This is a genomic window from Pseudomonas sp. I2 (assembly GCF_040984075.1).
Taxonomy (GTDB): domain Bacteria; phylum Pseudomonadota; class Gammaproteobacteria; order Pseudomonadales; family Pseudomonadaceae; genus Aquipseudomonas; species Aquipseudomonas guariconensis_B.
This window is the reverse complement of the sequence record NZ_JBCGFQ010000041.1, coordinates 1-19,252: the sequence shown is the minus strand read 5'-3', so window position 1 is coordinate 19,252 and position 19,252 is coordinate 1. Positions and strand designations below refer to the sequence as shown.

The following is a 19,252-nucleotide window of genomic DNA, read 5'->3' as shown; positions in this document are numbered from 1 at the left end:
CTCGCTACTCTGCTGACACTCCCTTTCACTGGATGAGAACGTGCCATGCTCGCCGCCCTGACCGCCTTCGCCATCACCTGCGCCGCGCGCCTGATCACTGGCGCACGCGCCCTGTGGCTGGGCTGCACACCCCAACCGGTGCAGCGCCTGTACTTCGCCAACCACAGTAGCCACGGCGACTTCGTGCTGCTCTGGGCCTCGCTGCCAGAGCCCTTGCGCCGCCGCACGCGTCCAGTGGCCGGTGCCGACTACTGGAGCAAGCCCGGTATCCGCGACTTCCTCATCCGCAAGGTCTTCAACGGCGTGCTCATCGACCGCCAGGGCGGCAGCCCCCACGACAACCCACTGCAACCGGTGCTGGATGCCCTGGCCCAGGGAGACTCGTTGATCTTTTTCCCCGAGGGCACCCGCAACCTGGGCGAGGAGCCCCTGCTGCCGTTCAAGAGTGGCCTGTTCCACCTGGCAGCGGCCAACCCCGACATCGAACTGGTCCCGGTGTGGCTTGCCAACCTCAACCGGGTGATGCCCAAGGGCCGTGCCCTGCCGTTGCCGCTGCTGTGTACCTTGAGTTTCGGCGAACCGATCCGCCTGCAGGCCGACGAAAGCAAGCAGGCCTTTCTCGAGCGGGCCAGCCAGGCCCTGCTGAACCTGGCCCCGAAGGATGCCTGAAATGGACGACAACACCCTTTCCCTGTTCGCCGGCATCGGCGCCCTGCTGCTGCTCGCCAGCGTGATCGGCCGCCTGCTCAAGTGGCGTGCCGGCCCTGCGCCGCATGCGGTGATCGACAACCTCAACGCACGTATCAACGCCTGGTGGGTGATGGTGCTGGTGATCGGCCTCGCCTTCGTGTTCGGCAAGTACGGCGTGATCCTGCTGTTCTACTTCGTCTCGTTCTACGCCCTGCGCGAGTTCATGACCCTCACCCCGACCCGGCGCAGCGACTACCCGGCGCTGCTGGCAGCGTTCTACCTGGCGCTACCGGTGCAGTACCTGCTGATCGCCATGGATTGGTACGGCCTGTTCAGCATCTTCATCCCGGTGTACCTGTTCCTCTTCCTGCCGATCCTGGCGAGCTTCGGCGGCGACACCACGCGCTTTCTCGAGCGTGCCTCGAAGGTGCAGTGGGGGCTGATGATCGCGGTGTACTGCCTGTCCTCGGTGCCGGCGCTGATGACCCTGGACATCCCCGGCTATGAAGGCCGCAACCTGCTGCTGATCGCCTGGCTGATCCTCGTGGTGCAGATCAGCGACGTGTTGCAGTACGTCTGCGGCAAGCTGTTCGGCAAGCACAAGGTCGCACCCAACCTGTCGCCATCGAAGACCGTCGAAGGCCTGGCCGGCGGCGTCGCCCTGGCCACCCTGGTCGGTGCGCTGCTGTGCTGGATCACCCCGTTCAGCTTCTGGCAGGCCGCGCTGATGGCCCTGACGGTGAACACGATGGGCTTCTTCGGCGGGCTGGTGATGTCGGCGATCAAGCGCGACCGTGGGGTGAAGGATTGGGGGCACATGATCGAGGGCCATGGCGGCATGCTCGATCGCATGGACTCGGTGTGCTTCGCGGCGCCGGTGTTCTTCCATTTCGTGCGCTATTGGTGGGCGTGAGGTAGTTGATACCCCTTGGGGGTATTGATGCGTGAACACCACTGCCCATTGTGTAGCGTGCCGGCGATGGGCTGCACAGCAGCCCTCGACCTCATTACTTGAGGTAAGACCGCAACAACGACGCCACTTTGTCCACCTCTTCCTGCCGCGCCTCAGCACTCAGCCCGTCCGCCACCAAGTGCTCGCGGATATGCCCTTCCATTACCTCAGCCATCAACCCGTTCACCGCCCCCCGTACAGCAGCGATCTGCTGCAGGATGGCTAGACAGTCCTTGTCCTGCTCCAGCGCAGTTTCCAGAGCCGCCGCTTGGCCTTTGATCTTGCGCACGCGGGTCAGCAATTGCTTCTTGCCATTGACAGTATGTGCCATTCAGTCTCGCACCATGGTAGGTATACTGGGGTATAGTATATTTTCGATCATTTGCGGAGCATGATAAACCATGGTGGAGCAAACCTCGGACAAGTGGCTGCACAGTCACCAGTTCCACACCAGCAACCTGGGCGCAGAACGCAAGACACGCCTGGCGGTATGGCTCACCGCCGTAATGATGGTGGTGGAAATCGCCGGGGGCTGGTTCTTCAACTCCATGGCCCTGCTCGCCGACGGCTGGCACATGAGCTCCCACGCCCTGGCCCTGGGGCTTTCACTGCTGGCCTATGCCGCCGCACGGCGTTATGCAGGCGATCGGCGCTTCGCCTTCGGTACCTGGAAGATCGAGATCCTCGGCGGCTACTCCAGCGCGCTGCTACTCCTGGGCGTTGCGGGGTTGATGGCTTTCCAGTCGGTCGAGCGACTCCTGGCACCGGGCCCGATCCACTATGACCAGGCAATCGCCATCGCAACCTCGGGCCTTGCGGTGAACCTCATCTGCGTCTGGCTGCTGCGCGACGATCACTCACACCATCACCACCGCCACGACCCTCATCACGACCATGGTCATCACCACGACCTGAACCTGCGTTCAGCGTACTTGCATGTGATCGCCGATGCTGCCACCTCGGTACTGGCGATCATCGCCCTGCTGGCGGGCAAGTTCTGGAGCGCGGGTTGGCTCGACCCGGTGATGGGCCTGGTGGGTGCAGTATTGGTGGCATGGTGGGCCCGAGGCTTGCTACGCGACACTGGGCGGGTGTTGCTGGACGCCGAGATGGATGCGCCGGTGGTCGAGGAGATCCGCGAATCGGTGGCACAACTGCCGATGCCCGCCACCATTACCGACCTGCACGTGTGGCGCGTCGGCAAGGACCAGTACGCCTGCATCCTCAGCCTAGCGACCCGCGCGCCACTGGATGCGGACGACGTTCGCCGGGTACTTGATGTCCATGAGGAGCTGGCCCATGTCACCGTGGAAGTGAATGCGCTGGCGAGCCCCCGATAGCGCGTCCAGGCACTTGGGCGTCGAGCCCAGGCAACTCCCCCTCGGCCACAGCCCCTATGGTGATGCGTCATTCAGCCATTCACCTGGAGCCCTGCCATGTCCGACTTTATCACCGTCCTACGCGAAACCTGCCCGACCCCCGTGGTCGATGCCACCAAGTGGAAGCGCATCGGCGGCGATCCGCACACGGTCAACCTCAACGCCTACCTGTCGGCCGATGGCAGTAAGATCATGGGCACCTGGATCTGCACCCCTGGCAAGTTCGAGGTCAACTACGAGAAGTGGGAGTACTGCCACTTCCTCGACGGCTACTGCATCGTCACCCCGGAAGGTGAAGAGCCCAAGCACCTGAAGGCCGGTGATGTGTTCGTCATCGAGCCAGGGATGAAGGGGACCTGGGAAGTGGTCGAGACCGTACGCAAGTACTTCGTCTTCGCCTGATTGCTCTTGGGCCCTGCAGGGCCTCTGGATGGGCTTGCCGGCAATGGGCTGCAAAGCAGCCCACTTGCAGCGGTCCATCAATCGAATGCATTTCCCGGACGGCAAAAAGATCGCGGAGCAGATGCCCTTCCCCAAGGTGCGCAGTTACATGGGGAAGGCCACCTGGCCCGCGATGAAGTCCACCTCGCGCATCAATCCTTCTTGCGATAGCTCTCGATGATCGCCGAGAAATCCTTGCCACCCTCGCCACGCAGGCTCATGGCCTGGTACAGCTGCTGGGCCACGGCGCCGAGGATCACTGGCTGGTGGGCCAGGCGCGCCGCTTCGGTGGCCAGGCCCAGGTCCTTGAGCATCAGCTCGGCACCAAAGCCGCCGGTGTAGCCCCGCGACGCCGGGGCGGTCTCGACGATGCCCGGCCATGGGTTGTAGGTGTCCGAACTCCAGCAACGGCCCGTGGAACTGTTGATGATGCCGGCCAGCACCTGGGTGTCGATGCCCAGGGCATTGCCCAGGGCCATGGCCTCGGACACGCCGATCATCGAAATGCCCAGCAGCAGGTTGTTGCAGATCTTGGCGATCTGACCCGTGCCGACCTCACCACAATGCACGATGTTGCGGCCCATCTGCTCCAGCACCGGCTTGAGGGTGGCGAACAGCTCGTTGCTGGCCCCGACCATGAAGGTCAGGGTGCCGGCCGCGGCGCCCCCGGTACCGCCGGACACCGGCGCATCGCCCATGTCCACCCCCTTGGCCGCCGCGGCCTTCGACACCTCCCGAGCGGTCTGCGGGTCGATGGTGCTGCAATCCACGGTCGGCGTGCCGGGACGCACGCCGGCCAGCACGCCGTCGTCACCGAGATAGACGCTGCGCACATGGGCCGCAGCCGGCAGCATGGTGATCACCAGGTCACTGTTGGCGGCAGCGTCCTTGGGCGAGGCGCTGACCTGCCCGCCCAGCTCGGCGAGTTCGGCGAGCACGGCCTTGTTCAGGTCGAACAGGTTCAATGCGTGCCCGGCCTTGATCAGGTTGCGGGCCATGGGCGCGCCCATGTTGCCCAAACCGATGAATGCGATGCGCATGGCGATCTCCTTAGCGCAGGCTGATGGTGGTGTTCACGCCGTCGCCCAGGCTGTCGTCGTCGAACCAGCGGGCGGTGACGGTCTTGGTCTGAGTGTAGAACTGCACCACCTGCTTGCCGTACGGGCCCAGGTCGCCCAGCTTGGAGCCACGGGACCCGGTGAAGCTGAAGTACGGCACCGGCACCGGGATCGGGATGTTGATGCCGACCTGGCCGATGTCGATCTCGCTCTGGAACTTGCGCGCCGCCGCGCCGCTCTGGGTGAACAGGCCGGTACCGTTGCCGAACGGGTTGCGGTTGACCAGGGCGATGGCCTCGTCGAGGGTATCGACCTCCAGGGTCACCAGCACCGGGCCGAAGATCTCCTGGGTGTAGATCTGCATGTCGGTGGTCACGCCAGAGAACAGGGTCGGGCCGACGAAGTTGCCCTGCTCGTAGCCCGGCACCTTGACGTCGCGGCCATCGAGTTCGAGCGTGGCGCCTTCCTCGATGCCGCTTTCGATCAAGCCCAGCACACGTTCCTTCGCGCGCTTGGAAACCAGCGGGCCGACATCGGTGCCCGGCTCGCAACCGGCGTTGACCTTGAGCTGGCTGGCCGCAGCCTTGATGTCCGGCAGCCATTCACGGGCCTTGCCCACCAGCACCGCCACCGAGGTGGCCATGCAGCGCTGGCCGGCCGCGCCGAAGGCGGCTCCGACCAGGGCATTGATGGTCTGGGTGCGGTTGGCGTCGGGCAGCACCACGGCGTGGTTCTTCGCGCCCATCATCGACTGCACGCGCTTGCCATGCTGGCTGGCCAGGTTGTAGACGTGGGTGCCGACCTCGGTGGAGCCAACGAAGGAGATCGCCTTGATGTCCGGGTGGGTGCAAATGGCGTCCACCACCTGCTTGCCACCATGCACCACGTTGAGCACACCGGCCGGCACGCCGGCTTCCAGCGCCAGCTCCACCAGTAGCATGGTCGACAGCGGGTCCTGCTCGGACGGTTTGAGGACGAAGGTGTTGCCGCAGACGATGGCCATGGGGAACATCCACAGCGGAATCATCGCCGGGAAGTTGAACGGGGTGATGCCAGCGCACACGCCGATCGGCTGACGCAGGGTGTAGGTGTCCACGCCGCCGGCGACATTCTCGGCGAACTCGCCCATCTGCAGGGTGCCGATGGACGCAGCGTGCTCGACCACTTCCAGGCCGCGGAAGATGTCGCCTTCGGCGTCGGCCAGGGTCTTGCCCTGCTCGGCACTCAAGGTCTGGGCGATGCGCTTGGTGTGCTCGCGGATCAGCGCCTGCAGCTTGAGCATGATGCGCATGCGGGCGCCGATCGGGGTTTCGCGCCAGGTGGCGAAGGCGCGCTGGGCAGCCGCCACGGCGGCATCGACTTCCTCCACGGTGGCGAACGGCACCCGTGCCAGCACCTGCTGGGTGGCCGGGTTGACGATATCGCGCCACTCGGTGGTCTTGGACTCGACCCACTGGCCGTCGATCAGCAGCTTGACCTGCTCGACCTTGGCCTGGTCGGGGGTGTGGGGTGCGTTCATCTGCGCTCTCCTTGGAATTATTGTCGGGACGAGATCGCCAGCGCCGGGCAAACGCGAGGTGGCGCTCTTGGGTCTGTTTCGAGTATAGATGTGCAAACATCCAACAAGAACGCACAAAAAAACCGGATCATCATGCAAAAAGACCTCACCTCCCTGAGTTCGCTGAACTGGGACGACCTGAAGTTCTTCCTGGAAGTGGCGCGCACCCGCAAGGCCAGTAGCGCAGCCAAGCGCCTGGGTGTGGACTACACCACGGTGTCGCGGCGCATCGGCTCGCTGGAGGGGGCGCTGGGCACGCTGCTGTTCGAGAAATCGCGGACCAACGGCTTCGTCCTCACCGCCGAGGGCCAGCGCCTGCTGGGCTATGCCGAGTCGATCGAAAGCACCCTGCACATGGCTTGCGAACAGGTGTCCGGCTCAGGTGTGGCCTTGTCGGGGCATGTTCGCATGGGCTGTACCGAGGGCTTTGGCAGTTTCTTCGTCACCCCGCAGTTGAGCCACTTCGTCGACGCCTACCCAGCCATCTCGGTGGACATCCTGCCGCTGCCGCACTTCATCAGCCTGTCCAAGCGCGAGGCGGACATCGTCATCGCCCTGGAGCGTCCCGAGCATGGGCCCTACGTGTGCTGCAAGCTGTGCGACTACCGCCTGCGGCTGTATGCCACCCAGGCGTACCTGGACAGCCACGAGCCGATCCGCCAGGTCGCCGACCTGGTGCGCCATCCGTTCATCAGCTATGTCGACGACCTGGCCTTCAGCTCCGAGCTGCTGTACCTGGCCAACCTGATCCCCAACGCCAATGCCCACCTGCGCAGCACCAGCGTGATCGCCCAGTACACGGCTGCGCTGCAGGGGCGTGGGCTGGCCATCCTGCCGTGCTTCCTGGCGGCCCAGGACCCTCGGCTGATCAACGTGCTGCCGGTGGAGGTGGATATCACCCGGCAGTTCTGGATGTACTGCCGGGAGGACTTGCGCAAGCTCAAGCGCATCACCTTGCTGTGGGACTACATTCGCGAGGTGACCGAGGCCAATGCGCCGTTGTTGATGGGGGAAACCCGAGAGATGCGGTTTGCCCACACGTGAGCCTGGGGCTGCCGTCTCAGGCTTTACAACCCTGTTGGGGCCGCTTCGCGCCCCAGGCCACTCAGTCCGACGCCACCACGATCGACACCCGGCGATTCTCGGTTCGCCCCAAGCGGGTGCGGTTGTCAGCCACCGGCTGGCTGCTGCCAAGGCCGCGGGTCTCGATATTCTGCGGCTGCATGCCGATACCGACCAGCACCCGCGCCACGCTCTGCGCCCGGCGCTCGGACAACTGCTGGTTGTAGGCGGCGCGGCCCGACGCATCGGCATGGCCGTCGATGCGTACGTGCGGGATACCCACCGCCACCAGTGTCTTGCCGATGCGTTCGACGATGGCCTGGCTCTGGCTGTTGAGCCTGTCCAGGTCACTGCCGAACAGCACCTTGCCCGACAGGTCGAACGCCCAGCCTTCATCGGTCGGCAAGAAGCCCTCGCGCTTGAGCGCGGCAATCTGCTCGGCAGTCAGGCCCTTGGGTGGCACACTCTGGCAGCCAGCCAGCGCCAGCAGCACCAGCAACATGGCCAAGCAAGGAAAACGCAATGACGGAAAACGGTGAATCACGATTAAGCTCCTGTGTTTAACATCAGCGGCTCAGCGCTCCGGCTGGGCCACTTGCCAATGGCCACGGCGCATGCGCTTGGCCTGGTACATCGCCGCGTCGGCGGCATTGAGCAGACTGGCGGGGTCGTCGCCATCGTCCGGGTAATAGGCGATGCCGACACTCAGCGAGGTGGTGATGCTGCCGTTCTCCAGCTGGATCGGCAGCGTCATGCTGTCGACGATTTTCTCCGCGATACCCTGCGCGTCCTCCCGCGAATGCAGCGGAGTCAGCAGCACAGCGAACTCGTCACCGCCCAGGCGGGCCACCAGGTCGTGCTCGCGCAACTGCGCCCGCACCCGGCTGGCGACACTGACCAGCACCTCGTCGCCCACGGCATGGCCAAGGCTGTCGTTGATCTGCTTGAAGTGGTCGCTGTCGAGGAACAGCACCGCCAGGTGTTCCTGCTGCCGGGCCGCGTTGCGCAGGCTACGGCTCAGGCGCCCTTCGAAGAAAGCACGGTTGGGCAGGCCGGTCAGGCTGTCGTGGCTGGCCTGATGGGCCAAGGTCTCGTTCTCGCTCTGCAGGTGGCTCTGCCAAACCTCCAGTTCATCGAGCAGGGCGTTGAAGTCGTTGCCCAACTCGTTGAGCTCGGCGATCTGCGCCTCGGGCACGCGCCGGTCGAAACTGCGCTCGCGGCGGGCGGCATGAGCCACGCTGGCCAGGCTGCGCAGCGGGCCGATGATATTGCCGAACAAGCGACGCGACAGATGGATGGCAAGGACGGCGCTGAGGACCGTGCAAAAGAGGATCCCGGCCAGGCCACTGAGCAGGAAGCGCAGCAGGTTGCGCCCCTGGCCGACCAACTCCATATGCCCGACCTGTTGCTGGCCATGCATGATCGGCAGGTTGATCGGCTCGTCCAGCAGCGCGCTGGCCACCTTGGCTTCCAGGTGACTGAGCATCCCATCCTCGGCACGCTGCCAGTGCGCCAGGAGCTCGCCCTCCCTGTCGAAGACCTTGGCGTCGGCCACCTCCTCGGTGGCGGCGATCACGGCCAGGGCCTCGTTGGCCGCGGGGCTGTCATCGAACACCACGGCGGCTTCCACCGTGTAGTTGATCGAGCGCGCGATCAGGTGCAGGTTGTGATTGGCATAGACACGCAGGGCGAGCACGCCCAGCAGGGTCAGGGAGACCCCGACCAGGCCCACCGCCAGCAGGGCCACTCCCAGGTGGCCGCGGCCGAGTACGGAACGCAGGGTCGGGCGAGTGGCCCGCTTGGTCGTCGACTTCATGGCTGCACCGCCCGCCGTCGAGACAGCTGCAACACGCTGGGGTGGATACGTACGCCACTGCGCGCCACCGAGTCGAGGTTCACCTCGAAGGCCACCTGCGCGTCAGCGACCCGCAGGCAGAACAGGCTACCCACGGTACAGGGATCGTCGGCCTCGCTGATGCTCAAGACCGGATGGCCGCTGATCGCCTGGAACAGGCGATCACGCTCGCCCCTGTCGAGCTTGCCGATATAGACGGCATCGCAGGCGCCGGCAATGCGCCCATCGTCGGCCAGCAGGCGCCGGACCTGCAATGGCTGGCCGGAGTTCTGCACGTTGCCCTTGATCAGGTCGTCGGCGTATTCGGTGGGGCCGACCAGGCACAAGCGCAGGGGCACAGGTTCCACCGGCCAACGCGCATAGCTGAGAATGCCCAGTACTACCTGGGTCACGGCCTTGGCTCGTTGCTGCGCCTGGATGGCGGTCGCGGGGGTGTCTGCCCGGGCGGGGCCAGCGAATAGCAGCAGGACGCCCATCAGCAACGAAAGTACACGGCCCGTCACTCGTCCCCAGGGCGGGACAGCCACGATCATGTGAGAAATCTCTCAAAATCCTTTCAGATATTGCCGCAACGATAGCATAAGGCTGTCATGAGATTAATGCTGAGGGGCATACCATCTGGGGCCACGTCGCGTCCCAGCGATCTCCAGATGGGTCGGGCCCCTCAGACCTGCTCGAGCATCAACCCGGAAATCCTCCGCACCCGGCGCCCCACTGCTTCCTCGAACACGCCCATCCGCGGCTCGACCAGGCTGAAGCAATGCTTGGCCCGAGTGATCCCGGTGTAGACCAGCTCCTTGGTCAGCACCGGGTTGAGCGCATCCGGCAATACCAGGGCGGTATGGCTGAACTCCGAACCCTGGGACTTGTGCACCGTCATGGCGAACACCGTCTCCACCTCGTTGAGCCGGCTGGGCAGGACGAAACGCACCCCGCCACTGCCATCGTTGCGTGGGAAGGCCACGCGCAGGACCGGCTCGCCCTGCTCGTCCGGCAGACGCAAGGCGATACCGATATCACCGTTCATCAGGCCCAGGCCATAGTCGTTGCGGGTCACCAGCACTGGGCGGCCTTCGTACCAGGGCTGCTGGCTGTCGATCAGACCGGCGTTGCCCAGTACCCGTGCCACCCGCTCATTGAGCCCTTCGACACCCCAGGGGCCCTTGCGCACCGCACACAACAGCTGGAAATCCTCGAAACTGCGCAGGACCTGGCCGGCCCACCGCTCCCAACGGGGATCATCGGCTGGCGTGCCGTGGGGCGGACGGTGACGGCCGATGGCCCGCAGGTAGCTGCGATAACCCTGCGGCCCCGTTTCGTCACGGCCCAGGCCATCGAGCAGCAGGCGGTCGAAAGCACGATCATGCTCACCACGCAGGGCCAGGCCGAACACATCGGCCGGTGGCATCGTCAACAAGTCGCGAGCTGCCTGCACCTGCTGGCGATTGACCAGGCGCGCCAGCTGGCCGATACCGCTGCCCTCGCCGAAACGCCGAGAATGGCGCAGCATCACCACCTGCTGGGCCAGCGGGTTGCGCTGCGCATCGCCGGCCTGCAGGCCGCTGCCCTCAAGCGACTGGCCACCGACCTGCTCCAGCCAGGCGCGGGTGGCGGGAGAATAGCAGCCGTCCTCGGCATCGCGGCACAAGTCGCCCAATACCGCGCCAGCTTCCACCGAGGCCAACTGGTCCTTGTCCCCCAGCAGCACCAGCCGCGCACGCGGCGGCAGGGCGTCGAGCAGGTTGGCCATCATCTCCAGGTCGATCATCGAGGCTTCATCGACCACCAGCACGTCCAGCGGCAGCGGGTTGCCAGCATGGTGGCGGAAATGCCGTGAACCGGGGCGGCTGCCGAGCAGGCGGTGGACGGTGCTGACATCGGTGGGGATCTGCTCGCGAACCGCGACATCCACCGGCAGGCGTTCCACTTGCTGGCCGATGGACTCGGTCAGGCGCGCGGCAGCCTTGCCGGTCGGTGCCGCCAGGCGTATCCGCAGCGGCCGGCCCTGCTCCACCGCCGGCGCCTGCAACAATGCCAGCAGGCGCACCACGGTGGTGGTCTTGCCGGTGCCTGGGCCGCCGGTGATGATGCTGAACGCGGCGCGGGTGGCCAGGGCGCAGGCGAGCTTCTGCCAGTCCACTTGCCCGGCCGGAGCCGAGCCTTCGAACAATGGTGCTAAGCGTGCGGGCAGGTCCGCCGGTACGGCTTCATCCTGGCTCAGGCGCTGGCGCAAGGCCTCGTCGATACGACGCTCGTAGCTCCAGTAGCGGCGCAAGTACAGGCGCCGGCCGCTGAGCACCAGTGGGCGCGAGCCCTGCCCTGGCGTGGCGCCGGCAGCCACCAGGGGGCTGCGGGCGATGCGCTGCTGCCAGGTGTCCAGCCCAAGGCTGGCGAGCAACTGCGACGGCAACAGCAGGGGGCCTGCCAGGGCATCGCCTTCCGGTGGCAGCGACAAGGCGAAGTCCGGTTCGGCCAGGGTCTGCTCCAGGTCCAGGCAAACATGCCCATGGCCCAACTGATGGCTGGCCAGGGCTGCCGCCAGCAGCAGCAAGGGATCGCTACCGGGGGCAAGCTCTTCGAGAAAGCTCACGAAGGCCCGGTCCAGGGCCCGCAGCCAACCGCGCTCGACCCAACGGTCGAGCAGTACCAGCAGGTCGCGACTGTCGCGCAATGGCGCCAGGGCGGCCAGTTGCTCGGCCTGCAATGGGGTGGGCAACAGGTCGTCGAGACGTCGGCTCATGGTGTGGCTCCGGCAAACAGGTCTGGCTGCTCGGGCTCATGGACGCCACGGAACAGCGCGTCCAACGCCTCGATCAAGGTGCGCGGTGGCTTGGTGAAATACAGGCCATGGCCGCTGCTGTCGGCACCGCGCAGGAAGATGAACAGGGCGCCACCGACATGGCGGTCGTAGTCGTAATCGGGCAGGCGGGCGCGCAACTGGCGGTGCAAGGCCAGCAGGTAGAGCACGTACTGCAGGTCGTAGCGATGCTCGAGGATCGTCTGCTCCATGGCCAGAGCGTTGTAGGACGCGGTGTCCGGGCCGAGCCAGTTGGACTTGTAGTCGGTCACGTAGTAGCGCCCGTCCAGTTCGAAGACCAGGTCGATGAAGCCCTTGAACATGCCGTTGAGCTGGGTCGGCTGGGCGGCTGGCCGCGCCGCGCCGCCGTGGGTCTGGCGGGCCACCAGGCGGTCCAGGCGCACGGCGTCGACCTGGTGGCTGGCGAACCAGAACTCCATCTCGACCTGATACTGGCGTAGCCCGGCCAACGTCAGGCTCGGCCCCTCGGGTTGCAACGGTAGCGGCTGGGCCAGCAGTTGCCGCAGCCATTGATCCAAGGCCGGGATCCAGCCGCTCCAGTCGCGGCGGTTGCAGCGCTGGCCGACGGTACGCGTGATCAGTTCGGGCTTGCCGCTGACCTCGGCGAAACCTTCGCGCCCCGCCCATTCGAGCAAGCCATGGAGGAAGGTGCCCGGGTTCGGCCCCCGGGGAAAGCGATGGATATCACCGCCCTCGGCAGGCACTTCGCGCAGCAGTTGGGCGTCGACCTGTTCGTCATCCAGCAATTGCTGGGCCTGGGAGCTGTCGGCGCCAAGGGTCTGGTCGCCGACACGCAGGGCACTGTAGGAGGCGATCCACCAATGCTCCGCAGCGGGGCGACGCGGCTTGCGCGCAGGCAGCAGCTCACGCTCGTCGTGGGGAGCCCGGTAGTGCTGTTCGTCGGCCTCGGGCAAGGCAATACAGGCCATCTCCGGGCAGCCCTGCTGCACGGCCTGCAACCAGCCGGCCAGCTGGCTCGACGCTGGCAACGGCAAGCCGCCGCCGAGCAGGTAGCCCAGGGCCGAGCGATGCAGCTGCGAGGTCTTCTGGTTGCCACGCTTGAGGTCGGCGACGCCGAGCCAGCAGGCGTGCTGGGCACGGGTCAAGGCAACGTAGAGCAGGCGCAGGTCCTCGGCCAGGCGCTCATCGTCGGCGCGGGCGACCTGCTCGTCATCGGGGGTCAGGGTCAGGTGGGCCTGGCCGTCGCTGTCGTGCCAGACCAAAGGCAGGCGCTGGCCGTCCACCGGCTTGCTGGTGCAGATGAACGGCAGGTAGACCAGTGGGTACTCAAGGCCCTTGGACTTGTGGATGGTCACCACCTTGACCAGTTGCTCGTCGCTCTCCAGGCGCAGGATCTGCTCCTCGCCGACTTGCCCGGCACTGGCCAGGTGCTCGGCCAGGTGACGGATCAACGCCTGCTCGCCGTCCAGCTCGCCGGCCGCCTGCTGCAACAGCTCGGCCAGGTGCAACAGGTTGGTCAGCACTCGCTCGCCGTCGCTGCGCCCCATCAGCGTGCGCGGTAGCTGGAAGTCGTGCAGCAGGCGGCGCAACATGGGCAACACGCCCTGGCGCTGCCAGGTATCGCGGTACAGGCGAAAACGCATGACCCAGGCTTCCCAGACCCGTTCGTCCTGGTTCAGTCGCTCCAGTTCGGCCAGGGGCAGGTCGAGGGTGAGGCTCGCCAACGCGGCCTTGAGCTGGCGTTCGGAGTCCGGCTCGGCGCACGCCTTGAGCCAGGCCAGCAGGTCGTGGGCTTCCTGGGCGGCGAACACCGAATCCTTGTCGGACAGGTACACGCTGCGTACATCACGCGCCGCCAGTTCGGCGCGGATCAACTGCGCCTCGCGGCCGTCGCGCACGAGGATGGCAATGTCCGAGGGCAGGCAAGGACGTAGCGCACCTGTGCCATCGGCAAAACCGGCGTGCCCCTGCTGACCACCATTGAGCAGCCCGACGATATGGCTGGCGCAACTGGCCGCCAGGCGCTGGCGGTACAGCATGCTGGCGACCGGTTCATCGCTCTCCAGCAGCCAGCATTGCAGCGCGGCGCACGGCTGGCCCTGGACCAGAAACTGCTCGCTGCGGCCCTTGGCACGGACCTCGACGAAGGGCAAGGGGTTGCCCTGCGCCTCACGGAACAGGAAGGCACCGCGGCCTTCGCCACGCGCCTCCGCCTGGAGGAACATACGGTTGACCGCGGCGACCATGGCCTGGCTGGAGCGGTAGTTGGTGTCCAGGCTGTGCAAGCGGTCGGCGGTGGCACGACGGGCAGCCAGGTAGGTGAAGATGTCGGCGCCACGGAAGGCGTAGATCGCCTGCTTGGGGTCGCCGATCATGAACAGGCCGGTTTCCGGGCGGTTCTCGCTGATCCGGTAGATGCGCTCGAAAATGCCGTACTGGATCGGGTCGGTGTCCTGGAATTCGTCGATCAGCGCCACTGGGAACTGCTCGCGGATCAGCCCGGCCAGGCGTTCGCCGGCTTCGCTGGCAAGGGCATGCTCCAGACGCAGGAGCATGTCGTCGAAACCCATCTCGGCACGCCGGCGTTTCTCCACCTCGAAGCGCGCCGATACCCAGGCGGCGGCGTGCTCGAGCAGGCGCGCATCGGGGCTGGCCAGGCCCTGGAGCTGCTGGCTCAGGTTTTCCATGGCATGCAGCGCGGGATGCTCTGGTGGTTCGCCGCTCTTCCAGACTTCGGCCAGGCCGGCGGGGGTCAGGCGAGTGAAACCGGTGCCCAGCTCGAGTTGCGCTTCCTGGCCGTCAGCGGCCCAGGCGCGCAGCTTGTCGAACCACGGATCGAAGTAGCGTGCCTGCATCTTGCGGCCGTCCACCTGCTTGGCCGCCACGGCCTCGCGGCAGATCCGCTGCAACTCATCGGCCCACTGGCCCCAGGGCGCCTTGAGCTGACAGAGTTGCTCGGCGCGCTGCCGCAGCGCCGCCTCGATGAGCCCTTGCAGCGACTCATCGCCCTGTTCCTCGCGCACCCGGCCGAACAGCGGGCGGATCCTGGGCAGCAGCGCATCGGGGCTGCCCCAGTGCCGACGGACCCAGGCCAGGGCTTCGCCATGCATGCCATAGCAGAAGCGCCGCCAATAGTCGCGCATGACCTGGCCGAGCAGTTCGCTGTGATCGGTCTCCAGGCTCTGGGTGAACAGGCTGCCACTGTCGAAGGCATGTTCGCGCAGCATGCGCTGGCACCAACCGTGGATGGTCGATACCGCGGCCTCGTCCATCCACTGCACGGCGATCTCCAGGCGGCTGGCACAGCGCGGCCAGTGCTCGCTGGGGTAGTCGTCGCGCAACTGCTCGAGCAGTGGGTCGGCCTCGGCCAGTTCGCCACGGAAAAAACGCGCGGCTTCGGCCAGGCGGGCGCGGATGCGCTCGCGCAGTTCCTTGGTGGCAGCATCGGTGAAGGTCACCACGAGGATCTGCGGTGGCAGCAGCTCACGGGCGAAACCTTGCTCACCGCCATGGCCGAGGATCAGGCGCAGGTACAGCGCCGAGATGGTGAACGTCTTGCCGGTGCCGGCGCTGGCTTCGATCAACTGGCTGCCATGCAGGGGAAAACTCAATGCCAGGGGGCGTGCCTGGGTCATGCGGCGCTCTCCGGGTTGCCCAAGGTTTGCCAGGGGGCGGTGAACAGGGGGCGGTACAGGGTTTCGCACCAGCCTTCGAAGGTCTCCTCGGCGCACAGCGCGGCGAAGTCGCGAAACTGCCGCGCCAGGGCCAGGCTTTCGCTACGTTCGCCGAAGTTGTTCTGGCCATCGCCTTCGTAGGCACGGGCGGCAGCGGCCAGGGCCTTGTCCGGATCGCCCTGGGCGAGCCAGGCGAATGCCGTCTTGGCCGCCACCGGCAGCGGCGCATTCATCGCCGCCTGGCGGGCTACCAGCAAGTGGCCCAGCAGTTCGGCCGCCTGGCCTTGCGGCAGCGGCTCGAGCAACAGCGTCAGGTCGCTGGCCACCAGGGCACTGTGCAATGGATAACCGGCGGCGCAGGCGGCCAAGTGCATCACCCAGGCGGGTATCAGCCGGTGCCATTTGAGGCTGTTGCGCCCGGCGCCAAGGGTATTGGGCACGGTCGTGATGCTCAGCAGGCTCTGGTCCTGAGCCTGGTAGACCCGGCCCAGCCAGCCTTCCAGGCGCTGTGCGCCCTGTTCGAAGTGCACAGGCAAGGCACCCTCCACCACCGTCGGCCAGCGCTGCAGCAATTGACGGTGACGTTGCAGCAGGTCGGGCAAGGGCTGGATCAGTTCTTCCTGGAGGATTTCGCCGAAGCCGGCCAGGGGCAGCAGACCGCAGGCCTGCAGACGCCGGGCCTGGGCCTGCAGGGTACGCTCGGCATTGTCCGGATCGGCCAGCGCGGCCCCCAGCAGGTTTTCGCTGAGGCTGTAGCGCTGCAAGGCATCGAGGACGAAGGGTTCTTCATCCGGAGTTGGCACCTCCAGGGCTTCGAAAAATACGTTCAGACGCTGGCTGAAGAAATGCCGTACAGGATGACGAAGGAAATCCTGCAACAGGCTCAGGCTCAGGGGCTCATCGCTGGTATAGGGCGACAAGGGCTCATCGAACGCCGTGGATACCTCCCTGGCGTGGTGCAGCACCTGCCATTCATGGGCATAGCTGAACAGCGCGCTGCCTTTCTGGAAGTAACGCTGGCTGAACGGCTGCAGCGGATGTTCCACGGTCAGGGCGTGCAGCAACTGCTCACCCGGGTCCTGGCGCAGCCCCTCCTTGGCCCCGGCCAGACGCCAGCCTGCGGCCAGGTGGTCGCGTAGCTGGCCGATCAATACCGAGGCAGGGCGCTCGCTGTTGTCGCGAATGCTGCGTCCGACCCAGCTGACATAGAGCTGGTCACGTGCCGAGAGCAAGGCCTCGAGCAACAGGTAGCGGTCGTCCTCGCGGCGGGAGCGATCGCCGGGGCGATAGTCGCTGGCCATCAGGTCGAAGTCCAGCGGCGGTTGGGCGCGGGGGTAGTCGCCGTCGTTCATGCCCAGCAGGCAGACCACCCGGAACGGGATGGCACGCATGGGCATCAGGGTGCAGAAGTTCACCGAGCCGGCGAGAAACCGCTGGGACAGCTTGCCCTGGTCCAGCCCCGACAGCCAGGCCTCGCGCACCACGGTGAGCGGCAACGGGTCCTGCAGGCCCACGGCCTCGCAGGTCGCCAGCCAGCTATCGCGCAGCTCCTGCAACTGCATCAGGAGAAACTCGTCGTGCTCGCTTCCGGCCAGGAAGAACACCTGCAGCAAGGCATGCAGGCGCTCCCCCCACTGGGCTGCCGTGGCGGGCTGCGCCAGGGCCTTGCAGGCCACGTCGAGGGCATCGAGCAACGCCACCAGCGGACCGATCAGCGCAGCATCGAGGCCGCCGATTTCGTCATAGGGCTCGATGCCATCGCATCCTTCGCCCATACCGACCGCATAGCCGAGCAGCATGCGTCGCAAACCGAACCGCCAGCTGTTCTGCTCCAGGCCCTCGGGCAGGCCCAGGGTGGCCCGCTGCTCGGCATCCAGGCCCCAGCGGATGCCCGCGCCTTCGATCCAGCGGTGCAAGGTCGGCAGGTCGCTTTCCTGGATGGCGAAGCGGGCACGCACGGCCGGCACGTCCAGCAGGTCCAGGACTTCGCTCACGGCGAAGCGGCTGTCCGGCAGCTTGAGCAGGTGCTCCAGGGCGATCAGCAGCGGATCACGGCCGCGCTGGCCCTGGTCGGTCAGGGTGAAGGGAATGTAGCGTGGGTCGTTGCGATCGAGCTGGCCGAACACGGCGCGGATATGCGGTGCATAACTGTCGATCGCTGGCAGCATGACGATGACGTCACGCGGGCGTAGCGTGGGGTCGGCGCTGAAGCGGGCGAGCAGTTGGTCATGGAGGATCTCCACCTCGCGCTGTGGGCTGTGGGCCACATGAAAGCGCACGGAGCGGTCCTGGCCGGGATCGACCGCCGGCCAAAGGGCGCGGGTCTCTGCCAGGGGACGCAGCTCGAGGATGTCGTCCTGCAACTGCTCGAGCAAGGTGGTCGGCTGGCCTTCGCTGAACAGGTCGATGCGACCGTCGCTGAAGACCCCACGATAGCTGGCCGGGTCGTCGTAGCTGTCGAGCAGGTTGATGTAGTCACGGCCCTGCTTGCCCCAGGCGGCCAGCAGCGGGTGGGCATGCTGGTGCAGGGATTCGTCGTCCAGTTGCAGGGGCATGCCCTGCTTGCGTTGCTGGCGCTTGTATTGATGCTGCAGCAGGTCCTTGTCGGCAACGATGTCGGCCCAGTGATGGCGGCAAGGGTTGTGCACGCACAGCACTACCTGGCTGAAGCGCGCCAGGCCGGCCAGAGCCTCGAGCGCCTGGGCCGGCAAGGATGAGATGCCGAAGACGATCACCCGTGGCGGCAGCCCCGCGGGCGCCTGCTCCAGGCTGTCGATACGCGCCATGAAACGCTGGTGCACGCCGGCACGGCTCTGGGCCATGCCCGCCTCGCCGACGTCTTCGAGCAGTGCCCGCCATAGCTCGGCCTGCCAGCGGTTCCCCGCCGCCATGGGCTTGCGCTCGCCACGGGCGGTATTGAGCACATGCTCGCCAGCAGCCCAGTCCTTGAGCCAGTCGGCGCGGTAGACCTGGTACTGGTCGAACAGGTCAGCCAGGCGCTCGGCCAGTTGGTAGCGCTTGCGCAGGTCGCTGTCGTCGGTGAGAAAGCGGCGCAAAGGCTCGAAGTGCGGGCGTTCGATCAATTCGGGGAGCAGGCGCATCAGACGCCAGGTAAGGGGGGCCTTGTCCAGCAGCGAGACTTCCGGAATCTCGTCGCGCCCCAGGACCCGACGGTACAGCTGCCACATGAAACTGCCCGGCAGTTGTACCTCGATGGCTGCGGCGATGCCACAACCGCCCAGTTCATCGTCCTGCGGATCCTCGGCCAGGGCCAGCTTGAGCCACTGGGCGATACCGTTGCTCTGGACCAGGGCGATCTCGTTCTCCAGGGGGGCCAGGGGGTAATGGCGCATCACGTTCACTACCAGATTGCGCAGGTCGTCCAGGCGGTTGCCCTGGATGATCATGAAGCCGGGATGCAGTGAGGTGGTGTCGGTCATCGAGGATCTCTGGGGAGGAGCGATTCTGGTAGGGAACCATATCACTCTCTACCGGGTACAGGCAGTGAGACAGCAACGGCGTACTCTGTGGGAGAAAGGATGGAAGCGTGAGGCTTTGGGCTGGCCTTCGGGGCCTCTTCGCGCCCCATCGCCGGCAAGCCGGCTCCCACAGGGATGGCGCTGGCTTGCAGGTCTGCGCTGTACCTGTGGGAGCTGGCTTGCCAGCGATGGGGCCACCGCCAATCCCCAGCCAGACGCCAGAAAGACAAAACCCCTACCTGCTCGCGCAGATAGGGGTTTTGCGAAATGAATCTTGACGATGACCTACTCTCACATGGGGAAACCCCACACTACCATCGGCGAT

14 protein-coding genes are annotated in these 19,252 nt (G+C 66.0%); 5 read left to right on the top strand and 9 right to left on the bottom strand.

What is annotated here, in order from left to right:
* The first annotated feature begins 45 nt into the window (after nt 1-45).
* Both WCE05_RS19535 and WCE05_RS19530 read left to right on the top strand, forming a co-directional pair.
* Complete coding sequence (locus WCE05_RS19535; protein WP_253103469.1) at nt 46-669, top strand: lysophospholipid acyltransferase family protein; 624 nt, start codon at nt 46-48, stop codon at nt 667-669.
* Between the two features lies 1 nt (nt 670).
* On the top strand, nt 671-1,603 hold the full coding sequence (locus WCE05_RS19530; RefSeq protein ID WP_368816405.1) for a phosphatidate cytidylyltransferase: 933 nt from the start codon (nt 671-673) through the stop codon (nt 1,601-1,603).
* Nucleotides 1,604-1,697: 94 nt separating this feature from the next.
* Here WCE05_RS19530 and WCE05_RS19525 read toward each other — a convergent pair whose 3' ends face one another.
* Nucleotides 1,698-1,973, bottom strand: a complete 276-nt coding sequence (locus tag WCE05_RS19525) for a metal/formaldehyde-sensitive transcriptional repressor (protein WP_225790543.1) — start codon at nt 1,971-1,973, stop codon at nt 1,698-1,700.
* 70 nt (nt 1,974-2,043) lie between these two features.
* Here WCE05_RS19525 and dmeF point away from each other — a divergent pair, with 70 nt between their 5' ends.
* Nucleotides 2,044-2,982: a CDF family Co(II)/Ni(II) efflux transporter DmeF gene (gene dmeF, locus WCE05_RS19520; RefSeq protein WP_368816404.1), complete on the top strand. Its 939-nt coding sequence runs from the start codon at nt 2,044-2,046 to the stop codon at nt 2,980-2,982.
* Between the two features lie 96 nt (nt 2,983-3,078).
* A complete protein-coding gene (locus WCE05_RS19515; protein ID WP_023631693.1) occupies nt 3,079-3,423 on the top strand; it encodes a cupin domain-containing protein in 345 nt (114 codons plus the stop codon).
* A gap of 191 nt (nt 3,424-3,614) precedes the next feature.
* Here WCE05_RS19515 and mmsB read toward each other — a convergent pair whose 3' ends face one another.
* The gene (gene mmsB, locus WCE05_RS19510) at nt 3,615-4,502 is read right to left on the bottom strand and encodes a 3-hydroxyisobutyrate dehydrogenase (protein WP_368816403.1); all 888 of its coding nucleotides are present in this window, start codon (nt 4,500-4,502) and stop codon (nt 3,615-3,617) included.
* Nucleotides 4,503-4,512: 10 nt separating this feature from the next.
* Nucleotides 4,513-6,039, bottom strand: coding sequence for a CoA-acylating methylmalonate-semialdehyde dehydrogenase (locus tag WCE05_RS19505; protein ID WP_225790546.1), 1,527 nt, complete (start codon nt 6,037-6,039; stop codon nt 4,513-4,515).
* Between the two features lie 132 nt (nt 6,040-6,171).
* On the opposite strand from WCE05_RS19505, the gene WCE05_RS19500 reads away from it, so the two are divergent.
* Entirely contained in the window at nt 6,172-7,122 is a 951-nt protein-coding gene (locus WCE05_RS19500; protein ID WP_225790547.1) for a LysR family transcriptional regulator, read from the top strand.
* 61 nt (nt 7,123-7,183) lie between these two features.
* Here the strand turns inward: WCE05_RS19500 and WCE05_RS19495 are convergent, their stop codons facing one another.
* The 6 genes from WCE05_RS19495 to recC form a co-directional block, all read right to left on the bottom strand.
* Complete coding sequence (locus tag WCE05_RS19495) at nt 7,184-7,642, bottom strand: OmpA family protein (protein ID WP_368816416.1); 459 nt, start codon at nt 7,640-7,642, stop codon at nt 7,184-7,186.
* 72 nt (nt 7,643-7,714) lie between these two features.
* Nucleotides 7,715-8,956, bottom strand: coding sequence for a diguanylate cyclase (locus WCE05_RS19490; RefSeq protein ID WP_225790548.1), 1,242 nt, complete (start codon nt 8,954-8,956; stop codon nt 7,715-7,717).
* Nucleotides 8,953-9,528: a YfiR family protein gene (locus tag WCE05_RS19485; protein ID WP_253081321.1), complete on the bottom strand. Its 576-nt coding sequence runs from the start codon at nt 9,526-9,528 to the stop codon at nt 8,953-8,955. The genes WCE05_RS19490 and WCE05_RS19485 overlap by 4 nt, the downstream gene beginning before the upstream one ends.
* A gap of 131 nt (nt 9,529-9,659) precedes the next feature.
* Nucleotides 9,660-11,735, bottom strand: coding sequence for an exodeoxyribonuclease V subunit alpha (gene recD / locus WCE05_RS19480; protein WP_368816402.1), 2,076 nt, complete (start codon nt 11,733-11,735; stop codon nt 9,660-9,662).
* Complete coding sequence (recB, locus tag WCE05_RS19475; protein ID WP_368816401.1) at nt 11,732-15,409, bottom strand: exodeoxyribonuclease V subunit beta; 3,678 nt, start codon at nt 15,407-15,409, stop codon at nt 11,732-11,734. The genes recD and recB overlap by 4 nt, the downstream gene beginning before the upstream one ends.
* On the bottom strand, nt 15,406-18,888 hold the full coding sequence (recC, locus tag WCE05_RS19470) for an exodeoxyribonuclease V subunit gamma (protein ID WP_368816400.1): 3,483 nt from the start codon (nt 18,886-18,888) through the stop codon (nt 15,406-15,408). Before recC ends, recB begins: the two co-directional genes overlap by 4 nt.
* Between the last annotated feature and the right edge of the window lie 364 nt (nt 18,889-19,252).